The organism is Bradyrhizobium sp. 142, from assembly GCF_023074015.1.
Taxonomy (GTDB): domain Bacteria; phylum Pseudomonadota; class Alphaproteobacteria; order Rhizobiales; family Xanthobacteraceae; genus Bradyrhizobium.
On record NZ_JADPKQ010000206.1, the window covers coordinates 1 to 14,396 of the forward strand.

The window sequence follows — 14,396 nt, forward strand, 5'->3', positions numbered from 1 at the left end:
TCAGGGCCGGCCGCTGCTCGGACCGCCACGAAGCGGGCGCGAGACCAGGGATTTTCTGCGCAACGCCCACGCCGATCTTCCAGCGGCCGTCGAGGCCATCCGCCAATACTGGATGCCGATCCGCTACGCTCGCGCCCGCTGATCACCGCAGACGTGGGAGCTCATACCGGTTACGCTAGAAGGGCAGTCGAGCGCGTGTGTCCTTGCTCCTCTGATGCGCAAAGACCATCGCCAAGTGACTTGGACATCGGTTTACGCCATGGTTAGCGCGCTGCTCACGGAAGTGCTTTACGCGTCATGGCCAGAACCTGTAGCCGTAGAACTCGAAGATCTGCCTTTGCTTGTTGTCCAGCTTCGCTTTCCACGTGGGCGTTGGCTGAAGAGCCACGCCATACCCCATAGACGACCCGCTCTCCGTTGCCATGATCGGCTCCAGCAGTCTTGCAAATTCGTTATTCCACTTCGTTGGCGGAAGCGTATCCATAGCTTGATAGAAAGCGCTTGTTACAACATCCGCAAGCTGCGCGCCCGGACTTGCTGAGTGCGATACTGGTTGGGCAAGCCGCCAATCCAACACTTCCCACATAATTCGTCGCTTCGTAAGGACGAGAGCCCCGGCTCTTGCCTGCATCTTCAGAAGCTCATGGTAGGCCGCTGTTTGGGCGTAAGAATGAATACTGCGTTCGCTGTAAAGGATCTTCACGAAACGATCCTTTGCGTGCTCCTTGGCTGCATGCTGGTAGCAGAAGTCAGTTACGCGTTCCAAAAGTAGGCGCAGACAGTAGTTGTAGAACCATTGCTGGGCTCCAGCACGCTCGGCTTGCTCATTTCGGTGACCCCGCATGTTCTTCTTGTTCGACGCAAGAACAAGGCCACGCAAAGGGAGCTGAGCGATCTCGCTCAAAGCAACCCGTTTCTGAGAGGCGGACAAGTGCCTGTAGTGAAGGTCGGCGCGGTTGCTCCCAGCCTTTGACAAGATCGCTCGAACCCAGTTGTTCACTTCGGGCTCGTACTTAACTTTGATGAGCACCGCGCCAAGGCACAGCCATTCCGTCGCGCCCACAGCGTCAATCGGGCGCACTTTCTTCAGTCCTGCGTCGCCCGCCTCATCAATGTAAGCGACGTAGTAAGGCTCTTGGATTTGAGTAGCCATACCGCGCAACTATGGCGTGTTCGGAAATACTGGATCAATCCGTGTGGACCCGGTGGAGCGCTGTTATAAACAGGTGAACCGAGGAAAGCCCTTAGGGACACCACAGGGACGCCAACGTCTAAGCCATTGAACCATCAAGAAAATATATTAATACCCTTCTCCCACAAGGGGAGAAGGAGGAAAGTCAATCACCCCACCACCTTGCTGCTCCCCTGCGTAATCAACCGCGCGGCGCGCTGGTCGCGGGCGTAGGTCCAGAGCCAGCTCAAGGCGACGCTGAGACGGTGGCGCAGGCCGATCAGGAAATAGATGTGGGCGATGCCCCAGATCCACCATGCGATGGTGCCGCGCAGCTTGATGCGGCCGAAATCGATCACCGCGAGCCGCTTGCCGATCTGCGCGAGGCTGCCGGCATGCTTGTAGCGGAACGGGCCTGCCGGCTCTCCGCGCAGGCGCGCCTTGATGGTCTCGGCGACATGACGTCCCTGCTGCTTGGCGGCCGGCGCGATGCCTGGCACCGGCTTGCCCTCCCAGGCGTTGATCGAAACGGTATCGCCGATCGCAAAGATCTCGGGATGGCCGGGAATCGTCAGATCGGCCTCGACCTGCACCCGGCCGGCACGGTCGGCTGGCGCGCCCAGCCACTCGGCGGCGGGCGATGCGCGCACGCCGGCCGCCCAGATCTTGGTTTTGGCGTCGAGCCGCGTGCCGCCGAACACCACGCCGTCGCGGTCGATCTCGGTGACGGCTTGGCCGAGCACGACCTCGACGCCGATCTTCTCCAGAGAGGCCTGCGCGTAGGCCGAGAGATCGTCGGCGAAGCCCGCGAGCACGCGCGGGCCCGCCTCGATCAGCACCACGCGCGCCTTGGTCGTGTCGATGTTGCGGAAATCTTCCGGCAGGGTCTGGTGCGCCATGTCCGCGATAGTGCCCGCGAGCTCGACACCGGTCGGACCCGCGCCGACAATGACGAAGGTTAGCCGCGCAGCGCGCCTGGCCGGATCGGTCTCGCGCTCGGCGCGCTCGAATGCCACCAGGATGTGCCGGCGCAGCGTGGTCGCGTCTTCCAGCGTCTTCAGGCCGGGCGCGAACTGCTCCCACTCGTCATGGCCGAAATAGGCGTGGCGCGCGCCGGTTGCGAGCACCAGCGTGTCGTACGGCACCTCGCTGCCGTCATCCAGTAGCACTGCGCGTCTGTCGGCATCGACGCCGCTGACCGTCGCAAACAGCGTCGTCACCTCACGCCTCGCGCGCATGAGATGGCGCACCGGCCAGGCGATCTCGCTGGTGGCAAGCGATGCGGTCGCGACCTGGTAAAGCAGCGGCTGGAACAGGTGATGGTTGCGGCGGTCGATCAGCGTGATCGCGACCGGGCTGCCTGCGAGCCGGTAGGTTGTCTCCAGCCCGCCGAAGCCGGCGCCGACGATGACAACGCGGTGGGGTGTCGTGGTCATGGGTGCGGCCCTCGGGTCTGGCTGGTGAAGCTCTCTGTCATTTAAGTGTGGAAAGTGGCACGCGGTCCAATAGCCGTCATCAATCGAAGAATAGGCCGGGCGTATCGAGGTCCCGCGAAAAAGCGCCGCGGCCTGCGCCGAAGCGAGTAGAACTATATTTCTTGCCATTAACGATTAGGGCGAATTATGGTGCAGGGCAGGCGCTGAGGCCGTTGGCAGCTCGACGGATTTTGCGCTCTAAAGAGACCACCCGGAGCGGCGATCACCCCGTTTCCGGGACAAAGAGAATTGAGGAGGGGAGTGGTTATGAGGACAGCATTCTGGCTGGCGGGCGCGGCTGCGCTCACGCTGGCAAGCCCGGCTTTCGCCGGCGACACCATCAAGATCGGTTTCGTTTCGACCTTCAGCGGGCCGACCGCCGTGATCGGCAACGACATGCGCAACTCATTCGAGCTCGCGCTGGACCATCTCGGCCGCAAGATGGACGGCAAGCCGGTCGAAGTGATCTACGAGGACGACGGGCAGAAGCCCGACGTCGGCAAGCAGAAGACCGAGAAGCTGGTGCAATCCGATAAGGTCGATTTCATCGTCGGCTACATCTGGTCCAACGTGCTGCTCGCCTCGCTGAAGACCGCCGTGGACTCGCAGACCTTCCTGATCTCGGCCAATGCCGGCCCGTCGCAGCTCGCCGGCGAGCTGTGCTCGCCTTACGTATTCTCGACCTCCTGGCAGAACGACCAGACGCCGCAGGCCATGGGCCTCTACATGAACCAGAAAGGCGTCAAGAGCGTCTTCCTGATCGGGCCGAACTACGCCGCCGGCAAGGACATGCTCGCGGGCCTCAAGAGCACCTTCAAGGGCGAGATCAAGGGTGAGGAATACACGGTCTGGCCGAGCCAGCTCGACTTCTCCGCCGAGCTGTCCAAGGCCCGCGCCTCCGGTGCCGAGTCGATCTTCGTGTTCTATCCGGGTGCAGCCGGCGTGCAGTTCCTCAATCAATATGTGCAGGCCGGCCTGAAGAGCACGATGCCGCTCTACACCGCCTTCACCGTCGACGAGCTGTCGTTGCCGCTCCAGAAGGAGAACGCGCTCGGTGTCCCCGGCGCGCAGGAATGGGTCAATGACCTGCCGAACGAGCAGAACAAGCGCTTCGTCGCCGACTATCGCAAGAAGTACACGAGCCTGCGCCCGACCTATTACGGCGCCCAGGCCTATGATGCCGCCCAGCTCATCAACAGCGCGGTCGTTGCTGTGAAGGGCGATACCAGCAAGAAGGATGCGATGAAGGCCGAGATGGAGAAGGCCAACTTCAAGTCGCTGCGCGGTGCATTCAAATACGGCAACAACCATATCCCGGTGCAGAGCTTCTATCTCCAGGACGTGGTCAAGGATGCCGACGGCCAGCTCGCCCTCAAGACGGTCGCCACCATCGTCGAGAACAACCAGGATCGCTTCCACGACAAGTGCCAGATGAAGTGAGGTGATTGCTTCTCCCTCTCCCCGCTCGCGCGGAGAGGGAGAGTCTGCGCGGGGATGGTGGATGTGAGGCTCGCAACCCACCACGGCGTCATTGCGAGCGCAGCGAAGCATCTTTCCGCGGAGGGATTCTGGATTGCTTCGTCGCAAGGGCTCCTCGCAATGACGGCGCGGATGGTCTTTTTTGCTACGACAGCCATCTCTCTCGCGGAGAGTCCCCCTCACCCGGATTGCATCTTCGATGCGAGCCGGCCTCTCGCCGCAGGCGGGGAGAGGCGAAGAAACACCTACACCCTTGGCATGCTCATTGGCCGCACCTCGCGGGCCTGCGCTGCGAGTCTGATCCCGGCATTCGCCGCGCCGAAGCCCTGATAATCCCTTCGCTCGACGATCTCGAAGAAGAACCGCTCGTCAAAGATGTGAGTGTAGACCTGGAAGAACTCGCTGTCGCCGTCGCGGTCGTAGAGGATGTGGTTGGCGCGCAGTTGCGCCATCAGTTCGGGGGCAAGGTCGTATTTGGCTTCGATGTCGTCGTAATAATTGTCGGGAATATCCAGGAAATCCGCGCCGCGCCCGCGCATCGCGGTCACCGCCCTGAAGATATCCTCGCATGTGAACGCGACGTGCTGCACGCCGGAGCCGAAGAACTCCGAGATGAAGCGCGCCGGCAGCGTGCGGTTGGCGGAAGAGCCGTTGAGCACGAAGCGCAGGCTCTGGTCGGTATTGATGACGGCCTGGCTCTGCACCAGACCTCTGGGGTCGGCGATCTCCATCTGCGGCAGGCGCGTCAGGTCGAGGATACCGGTGTAGAACAACAGCCAGGACAGCATCTCGTCGTAAGGCATCGACTGCGCGATGTGGTCGACGGCGAGCAGGGCGTCCGCGCTGGCGTCGCTCGCGAGCGGCTCGAAATCGGTGTCCCAGTTCTTGCCGGCCTGGTCGAGGAAATACAGCAAGCTGCCGCCGACGCCGTGGATCGCTGGGATTTCCAGCTCACCCGGTCCGACCGGCTGGTAGAACGTGCGTGCCTTCAGCGCCTCCGCGCGCGCCATGGCGCGGGAGGCGTCGTCGACGTCGAGCGCTATTGCGCAGACGCCGGGGCCGTGCGTGACGTAATGCGAATGCGCAAAGCCGTCGGTCTCGGAATTGATCACGAGCTCGACTTTGCCCTGCGACCAGCGCTCCACCGCCTTGCTGCGGTGCTTGCCGGACTTGCGGAAACCGAGCTGCGAGAACAGGCGGGCGAGCTCGCCGGCCTTGATCTCGTTCACGGCAAATTCGATGAAGCCGGTGCCGCGGCTCTTTGCCTTCGGCGCCAGCGGCTTGCTCGAAAGTCTCGGCCACTTCTTCGCAAGCTGGTCCTCCAGCAGGATCAGCGAGCGCAGGCCGTCGATCGCGGTCTGTGCGGCCGAGCCGGCGCGGAACTGGTCGTTGAAGATCTCCAGGGACAGCGGCCCGGCATAACCGGTCGCCGCGATCGCCTCCATGAACTCGCCGACCGGCAGATCGCCCTGGCCGGGGAAGGAGCGGAAGTGCCGGCTCCAGGAGAGGATGTCGAGCTCGAGTTTGGGCGCGTCCGCAAGCTGCACCAGGAAGATCTTGTCGCCGGGGATCGAGGCCATCGCGCGGGTTGGAAAGCCCGGTGCCAGCGCATGAAAGCTGTCGAGGATGACGCCGATCGCTGGATGATCGGCGCGCCGCACGATCTCCCAGGCGTCGCGATAGTCGTTGACGTGCCGCCCCCAGGCCAGCGCCTCGTAACCGACGCGCAGCGAGCGCTTGGCCGCGCGCTCGCCGAGCTCGCGAAAATCGTCGGCAGCACGGTCGATGCCGCCGAGCGAGGCCGGCGACACGTTGGAGCAGATCAGCAAGAGATCGGTCCCGAGCTCCTGCATCAGGTCGAATTTGCGCTCGGCCCGGGAAAAATTGCGCGCCCGCTGCGGCTCCGGCATGCCCTCGAAATCGCGGAACGGCTGGAACGCGCAGATCTCGAGATTGAGGTCGCGGCAGAGTTTTGCGATGTCCCGCGGGCCGGCACCGAACGACAGCAGGTCGTTCTCGAAGATTTCGACGGCGTCAAAGCCGGCGGCCGCGATGGCGCGCAGCTTCTCGTCGAGAACCCCGGAAAGGGAAACGGTCGCGATCGAGCGCTTGTTCATGCTGCGTTGTCCTCCATGGCGCCCCCAAGGAAGAGCTGTCCGATGCGGGGATCGTTCAGGATCCGTTCGGCCTTGTCGAACGTGCGGGTCTGGCCGAGCTCGAGGACGATGCCGAGATCGGAGATCTCCAACGCCGATCGCGCGTTCTGCTCGATCATCAGGATGGTGACGCCGCGGTCGCGCAAGGATTTGAGGATATCGAAGGTCTGCTGCACCATCAGCGGCGATAGGCCGATCGAGGGCTCGTCGATCAGCACGAGCTTTGGCTCGAGCAGCAGCGAGCGGGCGATCTCGAGCTGCTTCTGCTCGCCGCCCGAGAGCGTGGAAGCCTGCTGCGCCGACTTGCGCCGCAGCGCCGGAAACAGGTCAAGCGCGGCCTCGATCCGCGTAGGCAGGTCGATATCCTTGCCCGCGGCGACACCGCCGAGCTCGATATTGTGGCGCACCGACAGCTCGGGAAAAATGTTGCGCCCCTGTGGCACGTAGCAGATGCCGGCATTGAGCAGCGCGCGCTGGCTTAAGTTGGTGACGTCGCGGTTCGCGAAGCTGATCTTGCCTTCGCGCAGCTTCAGCAGCCCGAAGATCGCCTTGAACACGGTCGACTTGCCGGCGCCGTTCGGGCCGATCATGGTGGTGATGGTGGCACGCGGCACGGCGAAGGTCGTGCCGTTCAGGATCGTCATCTTGCCGTAGCCGCCGACGAGATTGTGAACCGAGAGGATGGTGTCGCTCATGGCTCGTTTCCTAATGTCCGAGATAGGCTTCGATCACGGCGGGGTTCTTGCGAACCTCGTCCGGCCGTCCCATCGCCAGCACTTTTCCTTCCGCCATCACCATCACGCGCGAGCACAACGACATCACGAACTCCATGTTGTGCTCGATCACGACGAAGGTGGCGTTCTTCTCGCGGTTGATCGCGACCAACCGCTCCTTCAGGTCCGACAGCATCGACGGATTGACGCCGCCGGCGGGCTCGTCGAGCAGCACCAGGCGCGGCCCGCCCATGAACGCCATGGCGGCGTCGAGCAGCTTCTGCTGGCCGTAGGACAGACCGCCGGCCGGCTCGGCGGCGAGATGATCGAGCTTGAAGAAGCCGATCATCTGGTTGGCGGCGTCCGTCAGTCCGGCGTCAGAGCGGCCGACCAGACGCGAGGCCATGCTGCCCTGGTGCTCCTGTCCCGCAAGGATCAAGTTCTCGCGCACCGAGAGCTTTGGAAAGACCTGCAACAACTGAAAGGTGCGGCTGACGCCGAGCTTGTTGAGTTCGGCGGGGCGCAGGCCGGTGACGACTTTGCCGTCGAGCTTGACCTCGCCACCTGATGGTGTGAGCTGGCCGAGGATGCAGTTGAACAGAGTCGACTTGCCGCAGCCGTTCGGCCCGATCAGACCGAGGATCTCGCCCTCGCGGACGTCGAAGCTGACGTCGGCGACCGCGCTGATGCCGCCAAAATTCTTCTTGATGTTGGTGACTTCGAGGACCGCGCTCATTGCACCGTCTCCAGCCGGGATTTTGCGACGGCGCGCAGCGCGGAGGCCGCCTTGGTTCGCCGCGCCGCCATGGCGCGGTCGAGGATTCCGAGGATGCCGGTAGGCGACCAGATCAGCAGCAGCATCACCGCGACCGCATAAAGCATCAGATAGTAGCCTTCGGTGAAGCGCAGCCACTCCGGCAAAAGCACCGCGATCATCGCGCCGAGGAACGGACCGAGAAAGAAGCCGGCACCGCCGACGATCACCATCATCAAGAGGTCGAGCGAGAGCGACAGGTTGAACGGCACGGGATCGATATATTGCGTCAGCGGCGCATAGAGCGCGCCGGCGATGCCGCCGAGCGCCGAGCCGATCGCGAATGCCATCAACGTGTAGCGCCGCGTGTCGATGCCGAGCGACTGCGCACGCAGCGGGTTCTCGCGCAACGCCATGAAGGCGCGGCCCCAGGGCGAGCGGATCAGCCACCACACTGCCACCGACACGATCGCGAGCGAGCCGAGGCAGACATAGTAGAAGGGGAGCGGCTTGTTGGTCGCGATCCCGAAGATGTGCGGGCGCGGAATGTTGGAGATGCCGTAGATGCCGCCGGTGAGCCAGCTTTCGTTGCGGAACACCAGGAAAGCCAGGGTCGAGAAGGCCAGCGTGACGAAGGCGAGGTAGTGATGCTGTACGCGCAACGCGGGATAGCCGAGCACCCAACCGACCGCGAAGCTCAAGATGATCGCGACCACAATCGCGACCGGCAGCGGCCAGCCATGGGTCGTCATGATCGCCGCCGCATAGGCGCCGATGCCGACGAAGGCGCCCTGCGCCAGCGAGACCTGGCCGGCATAGCCGAGCGTCAGGTTCAGTCCCATCGCCGCGATGGTCATCACCGCCCATTGGCTCAGGATGAACAGGCCGTAGCGGTTGAAGTTCATGGGAATGACGATGAGGCCGGCGATGACGGCAAGGCCGAGCGCGATCTTCAGGGGTTTGGCAAATCCGCTCATACCGTGCGCTCCTCGGCACGGCCGAGCAATCCTTGCGGCCGGAACAGGATGACGAGGATCAGGAAGATCAACGGCACCGCCGCGCGATATTGCGTCGAGACATAGGACGCTGCGAGATTGTCGAGAACGCCGATCAGGAGCCCGCCGGCGATAGCGCCGCGGACCTGGTTGAAGCCGCCGACGATCGCCGCGATGAAGGCGGCCTGGCCCAGCACCTCGCCGCTCGAGAATTTTGCCAGATAAATCGGCGTGATCAGCAGCGAGGCCAGCGCCACCAGGAAAGCGTTGATCAGGAAGGTCAGCAGGATCATGCGCTCGACCGGCACGCCGATGATGCGCGCCACCGTCGGGTTTTGCGCCGCCGCCTGCATCTGATGGCCGAGCGAGGTGCGATTGAGAAGCGCGGTCAGGCCGAAGACAGCGAGGATGGCAAGGGCGAGCACGCCGATGCTTTGCAGCGACACGGCGTGTCCGAGAATGGAGATGTCGCCGGTCGGCACGATCGACGGAAACGGCGAGGCCTCGGCACTGAAGAACTGTTTCACGGCTTCCTTGATGCCGATCGCCAGCGCCATGGTGGCGATCGCCAGCGGCAGCACGCCGTGGCGCATCATCGGGTCGACCAGCAGCATCTTGAAGGCCAGCCCGAGCAGGACCATCGACAGCAGGATGCCGAGGATGATCGCGAGCCAGAACGGTGCGCCCGCATGCATCGCCGCCAGCATCAAAAACGCCGGCAGCATCACGAACTCGCCTTGCGCAAAATTGATGGTCTGCGAGGTCTGCCACAGCAGTGTGAAGCCGACCGCGACCAGCGCGTAGATCGCCCCCGTGGCAAGCCCTGCAACCAGAAGATCGAACAGATTGGACATGGGTTCTCTTTGACCGTTAGAGCCCGAGTGAACTGAATTGACACAAGCGTAGGTCTATCACTCCCTCTCCCCGTCCTTACGGGGAGAGGGAGGGGTGAGGGACTCTCTCTCCGCGAACACAGTGAGAGTCGAACTCGCGGAAGCAGCCCCTCACCCTCTCCCCGCGAAGAGCGGGGCGAGGGAGAAGAGAGACCTCACTTCACCTTCGGCAGCACCTGCTTCACGACCTGCTTGCCTTCCACCACTTCCACCAGAAAACTCTGGCGGTCGATGTCGCCGGTCTCGCTGAAGGCGACATCCATCAGGATGCCCGGCTCATCTGCGGCCTTGATCGTCAATCCGTGCAGCGCGTCGGCGAAGGCCTTGGAATCGACCTTGCCCATCTTCTCGGTGGTGGCCTTCACCATGTAGACGGCGAGATAGCCCTTCAGGCCGTTGTGGTCCGGCACGTAATTGTATTTTTTCGAGAACTTTTCGCGGAAGGCCTTGATCAGGTCGACTGGCGCGTCGGTGGTGAGGCCGACATGACCGCGCGCGCCATTGGCGGCGTCGCCGGCGAGATCGATCACCTTCTGGCCGATCAGCGTGGTCTCGCCCATCAGCGGCGCGGTGACGCCCTGGCGCTTGAGTTCTTTGAGGATGCGCGCGCTCTCTTCTTCGTTGAGATAGACGAACACGGCATCGGGATTGGCCGCCTTGATCTTGCCGACGTCGGCGGCGAAATCCGCCTGGCCGGCTTCGGTCGAGAGGTCGGCGATCACCTTCGAGCCGAGCCGGTCGAGCTCCTTGATGACGACGTCGCGCCCGCCGCGGCCGAAATCGTTGTTGACCCAGACCACCGCGACCGTCTTCGCCTTCATCTCGTCGTGGATGTACTTGGCGACCTTCGGCATAGAGGATTGCTGGCCGAACGAGGTGCGGAACAGGAACTTGTTGCCGCCTTGCGTCAGCTCGGCGGCTTCGCCGCCCATGATCTGCGCGATGCCGGCTTCCGCTGCGAGAGGCGCGGTGACCTTCACCGAGCCGGAATAGCCAGGCCCGAGCAGCACGTAGGGCTCGGCGTCGAGCGCCTTCTGCACTTGCGCGCGCGCCACGCCGGGGTTGGACTGAGAATCGGCGTGGCTGACTTCGAGCTTGCGGCCGAGCACGCCGCCCTTGACGTTGATCTCCTCGATTGCAAGGTCGATGCCGTTCTTCCAGTTGGTGCCGACGGTGGCGCCGCCGCCCGAGAGCTCGGCGACGTCGGCAAGCTTGATCGCCTGTGCGTGGGCGCTGGTAGCTGCGGCGAAGGCAAGCAGGGCGCCTGCCAGTAGCGTGGATTTCATCTCATTCCTCCTTGGATTGTTCGGTTTGGTCGACGGCCTTGTGTCCGGCCGCTTAGGTTACGCTGCGTTGGTGGTCGAGCTTCGCTCCGCCATCACGCCATCAAAAGCCTCTCCCATGACGTCCGTCGATGGGGCAAGGCCCGTGAACAGTTCGAAGGCGTCGGCCGCCTGGTAGATCGCAAGCTCCCGCCCGGTCATGATCCGCGCGCCCTTGGCTTGCGCCGCAGCCAGGAGCGGCGTGATCAGCGGTGAATAGACGGCGTCGGCGACCCATAATTTTTCGTGCAGCAATGCGGCCGGGAGCGGCATGCCCCGGTTCGGCAGCATGCCGACGGGCGTGCCGTTGACGAGGCCGGTCGCACTATTGAGTGCGTCCTCAACGCTCATAGCCACCCTCGCACCACCCTGCACGGCCAGGAGGGAAACGAGTTTCTCGGCGCGCCCCGGCTCGCTGTCGAAAATGCGGATGTCGGTCACCCCCAGGCTCGCCAGCGCAAACGCGATCGCCTTGCCGACGCCGCCCGCGCCGATCACGGCGACGCGGTTTCCGGCAGGCGCCAGCAGCGGCGCCACCGCGCGGGCAAACCCAGTCGTGTCGGTATTGTGGCCGGTCAGCCGCCCGCCGCTTGCGACCACCGTGTTGACCGCGCCCATGGCGGCGGCGCCCGGCGCCAGCTCGTCGAGCAGCGGGACCACGGCTTCCTTGTATGGATAGGTGACGTTGACGCCGGCAAAGCCGAGCCGCCGCACCCCTTCGAGCATCATGCGGAGCCCATCTGCATCGGCGCCGGCAACCTCGATCAGCTGGTAATGGCCGCGCAGGCCAAGCGCCTCGGCCGCACGCTCGTGCATCGCAGGCGAGGCGGAATGCGCGATCGGCGCACCGATCAGGCCGGTGAGGAGTTTTTTGCTGGCGGCATATCCGCGCTTGGGCATGGTGTGCAATCGTCTTGTGAGGAGCGTCTATCCCCGGCCAATAGCGGGGAAATCCGCGCAAGTCCAAGCGGGACGATAGTCTTTCCCTTGCCTAACACAATTACCCATTTATCGGGCAAACCTAACATAATGTTATTTTTTCCGCCCGCGCGTTGCGGCCGCCTTGCCGTTGCCGCGGGACGGCTCGACCGCGCGCATCTCGGCGCGCAGCGATGCGATGAAGTATTCGACATGGAGCGACAGCGGTGCGCCGCGCTTGACCGCGATGTAGGTGTCGAACCGCGTCGGTTCGGTGATCTTCAACAGCTCGATCCCGGGATAGCCGCCATGAGCCACCGTGAACTGGTCGATGACGGCGATGCCCAGCCCCGCCTTCACCAGCGCGCAGACCGTGGTGCCGAAGCGGGCGCGGATGGTGATGTTATAGTCGAGCCGCCTGCGTGCAAAGATCTCCGCCATGATGCGGCCGTAGGGATCCTTGGGGTCGATGCCGATCAGCGGATAGCGGGTGATCTCGGCGGCCGAGACCTGCTTGCGGCCGGCGAGCTCATGGCCCGGCGGCACGATGCAATAGAGCTCGCCCGAGGCGAGCGGCATGAAGTCGAGCCCGGAATGCTCGAGCCGGTAGCTCATCGCTACGCACTCGCCGCGGCCGAGCAAGAGATAGTCGATGGCTTCCTCCAGCTTGAGGATGTTGATGTCGATGCCGAGATCGGGATAGCGGCGCCGCACGCGCTCGATCGCGCGCGGCACCATCACCTGCGAGATGCTCGGCACCGAGCCGATGCGCAGCTCCGACAACGCGCCGCGTCCGATCTTGGAGATGATCTCGGAGAGATCGTCGACCTTCTTGTAGACGCCGTTGATCTGCTCGAAAATGTTCTCGGCCTCCGGCGTCGGGAAGTAGCGACCGTTCTGGCGCTGGAAGAAGCGGATGCCGAGCGAGCGCTCGGTGTATTTGACGAGACGGCTGATGCCGGGCGCCGAGACGTTGAGCAGCTTCGCCGCACCGCCAATGGTGCCCGTCACCATCACGGCCCGGATCACTTCAACCTGGCGCAGCGTCATCATGTCCTGGCTTCCCGAAAGGCGATCGTGGCAACGATCATCTCACGGGAGAAGCGAGGTCATCCAGCGGTAAGTATGTGTTGATGTGAACGGAGCGGGCGGGCTTCTTGCCCTCTCCCCTTGTGGGAGGGGGTGGATCGCCGCGATAGCGGCGAGACGGGTGAGGGGTTCTCTCGGCGAATGATCCTGCTGCAGTGGGTGCGTGGAGAGAGACCCCTCATCCGGCGCTTCGCGCCACCCTCTCCCACAAGGGGAGAAGGAAAACTACCTTCGTGGCGGATTGCTTGGACTCAAATCGGCGGATTCAAATGAAGGCCGGCGCAACCGCGCGAGCAGCTTGCGCGATGACCACAACCGTTTTAACTCGCCGGTCCTTCCGGCGATACGCTGCCGGGCCGTTCCGCGCGCTCGCTTTGCAGCACCTCGCGTGCGAACTCGATGATCTTCTGCTTGTTTGCAGTGTCGCGGACGGCGAAAAATACGCGGTTGAGCTCGAGGCCGAGCACGCTGTTGAGGGCGATGTTCTCGTCTTCCATCGTGGCTTTCCCGCTGCAGGCGTCCTAGGTGTAACTTGACGTCAATTCTTCCACAAGTAGATTAATCTTCGGAGCGTGTGACGCACCGGGAAACTACGGAAGCGGTGAATTGAGGCAGCCCCCCAAGACGTGCTATAGCGAGCGGCAAGGGTCAGGAAACGCACTGATGTCCGCCGTGGATTATGGCCGGGAAGCGCTCGACTTCATCGAAGGGCTGGGAGCCTACAGCACGGTTCCGGACGCCATGGATTCGCTCGCAACGGTATTCAGCCGGTACGGCTTCGAGCACATCATCGTGACGGGCTTGCCGAATCCCGACCAGCGCTTTTCCCAGATGGTGCTCGCCAAGAAGTGGCCGGCGGAATGGTTCAGCCTCTACACCCAAAAGAGCTACGATCGCGTCGATCCCGTGATCCGCAAATGCCGGCAGACGGTGAATCCCTTCGAGTGGTCGGAGGCGCCTTATGATCCCGAATTGGAACCGGGCGCCGTGGAGGTGATGCGGCGCGCTGCCGATTTCCGCATGTCGCGTGGCTTCGTCGTTCCGATCCACGGGCTGACCGGCTACGAGGCCGGCGTCTCGCTTGGTGGCGTCCACCTCGATCTCAATGCCCGCAGCAAGCCGGCGCTGCACCTGATCGCGATGTATGGCTTCGACCATATTCGCCGTTTGCTCGATCCGACGCCGCATCCGTCGATGCGCCTCACCCCGCGCGAGCGCGAGGTGATCTCCTGGGCTTCGCAGGGCAAGTCGGCCTGGGAGATTGGCGAGATCCTGAATATCACGCAGCGCACCGCGGAAGAGCATCTTGCAACTGCAGCGCGCAAGCTCGGCGCCGTCAACCGGACGCATGCGGTCGCTATCGCAATCCGTCACAGAATCATCAATCCCTGAAATAGCCGCCTACTGGGAAATTTCCCAATAGTCGGCTCG

The 14,396-nt window shown here is 63.3% G+C and carries 13 protein-coding genes; 2 read left to right on the forward strand and 11 right to left on the reverse strand.

Annotated features, from left to right (window positions below):
- Positions 1-295 precede the first annotated feature (295 nt).
- Positions 296-1,153, reverse strand: a complete 858-nt coding sequence (locus IVA82_RS18830) for a DUF3800 domain-containing protein (protein WP_247390123.1) — start codon at positions 1,151-1,153, stop codon at positions 296-298.
- 188 nt (positions 1,154-1,341) lie between these two features.
- A complete protein-coding gene (locus IVA82_RS18835) occupies positions 1,342-2,607 on the reverse strand; it encodes an NAD(P)/FAD-dependent oxidoreductase (RefSeq protein WP_247390125.1) in 1,266 nt (421 codons plus the stop codon).
- A 306-nt stretch (positions 2,608-2,913) separates the two neighbouring features.
- Between IVA82_RS18835 and IVA82_RS18840 the strand changes: the two genes are divergently transcribed.
- Complete coding sequence (locus IVA82_RS18840) at positions 2,914-4,086, forward strand: ABC transporter substrate-binding protein (RefSeq protein ID WP_247390127.1); 1,173 nt, start codon at positions 2,914-2,916, stop codon at positions 4,084-4,086.
- 284 nt (positions 4,087-4,370) lie between these two features.
- Here the strand turns inward: IVA82_RS18840 and IVA82_RS18845 are convergent, their stop codons facing one another.
- From IVA82_RS18845 to IVA82_RS18885, 9 genes are all read right to left on the reverse strand, one after another.
- Complete coding sequence (locus IVA82_RS18845; RefSeq protein WP_247390129.1) at positions 4,371-6,242, reverse strand: sugar phosphate isomerase/epimerase and 4-hydroxyphenylpyruvate domain-containing protein; 1,872 nt, start codon at positions 6,240-6,242, stop codon at positions 4,371-4,373.
- A complete protein-coding gene (locus tag IVA82_RS18850) occupies positions 6,239-6,976 on the reverse strand; it encodes an ABC transporter ATP-binding protein (RefSeq protein WP_247390131.1) in 738 nt (245 codons plus the stop codon). The genes IVA82_RS18845 and IVA82_RS18850 overlap by 4 nt, the downstream gene beginning before the upstream one ends.
- A gap of 10 nt (positions 6,977-6,986) precedes the next feature.
- A complete protein-coding gene (locus tag IVA82_RS18855; RefSeq protein ID WP_148741790.1) occupies positions 6,987-7,730 on the reverse strand; it encodes an ABC transporter ATP-binding protein in 744 nt (247 codons plus the stop codon).
- Positions 7,727-8,725 (reverse strand): branched-chain amino acid ABC transporter permease, encoded by a 999-nt coding sequence (locus IVA82_RS18860; RefSeq protein ID WP_247390134.1) that lies wholly within the window; start codon positions 8,723-8,725, stop codon positions 7,727-7,729. The genes IVA82_RS18855 and IVA82_RS18860 overlap by 4 nt, the downstream gene beginning before the upstream one ends.
- Positions 8,722-9,597 (reverse strand): branched-chain amino acid ABC transporter permease, encoded by an 876-nt coding sequence (locus IVA82_RS18865; RefSeq protein WP_247390136.1) that lies wholly within the window; start codon positions 9,595-9,597, stop codon positions 8,722-8,724. The genes IVA82_RS18860 and IVA82_RS18865 overlap by 4 nt, the downstream gene beginning before the upstream one ends.
- 194 nt (positions 9,598-9,791) lie before the next feature.
- A complete protein-coding gene (locus tag IVA82_RS18870) occupies positions 9,792-10,922 on the reverse strand; it encodes an ABC transporter substrate-binding protein (protein ID WP_247390138.1) in 1,131 nt (376 codons plus the stop codon).
- Positions 10,923-10,979: 57 nt separating this feature from the next.
- Positions 10,980-11,858 carry a shikimate dehydrogenase gene (locus IVA82_RS18875; RefSeq protein ID WP_247390140.1) on the reverse strand — a complete coding sequence of 293 codons (879 nt, stop codon included), beginning with the start codon at positions 11,856-11,858 and terminating at the stop codon, positions 10,980-10,982.
- A 132-nt stretch (positions 11,859-11,990) separates the two neighbouring features.
- The gene (locus IVA82_RS18880; RefSeq protein WP_247390141.1) at positions 11,991-12,929 is read right to left on the reverse strand and encodes a LysR family transcriptional regulator; all 939 of its coding nucleotides are present in this window, start codon (positions 12,927-12,929) and stop codon (positions 11,991-11,993) included.
- Between the two features lie 356 nt (positions 12,930-13,285).
- Positions 13,286-13,462: a hypothetical protein gene (locus tag IVA82_RS18885; RefSeq protein WP_247390143.1), complete on the reverse strand. Its 177-nt coding sequence runs from the start codon at positions 13,460-13,462 to the stop codon at positions 13,286-13,288.
- Positions 13,463-13,628: 166 nt separating this feature from the next.
- Here IVA82_RS18885 and IVA82_RS18890 point away from each other — a divergent pair, with 166 nt between their 5' ends.
- Complete coding sequence (locus IVA82_RS18890) at positions 13,629-14,357, forward strand: LuxR family transcriptional regulator (RefSeq protein ID WP_247390145.1); 729 nt, start codon at positions 13,629-13,631, stop codon at positions 14,355-14,357.
- Positions 14,358-14,396 lie beyond the last annotated feature (39 nt).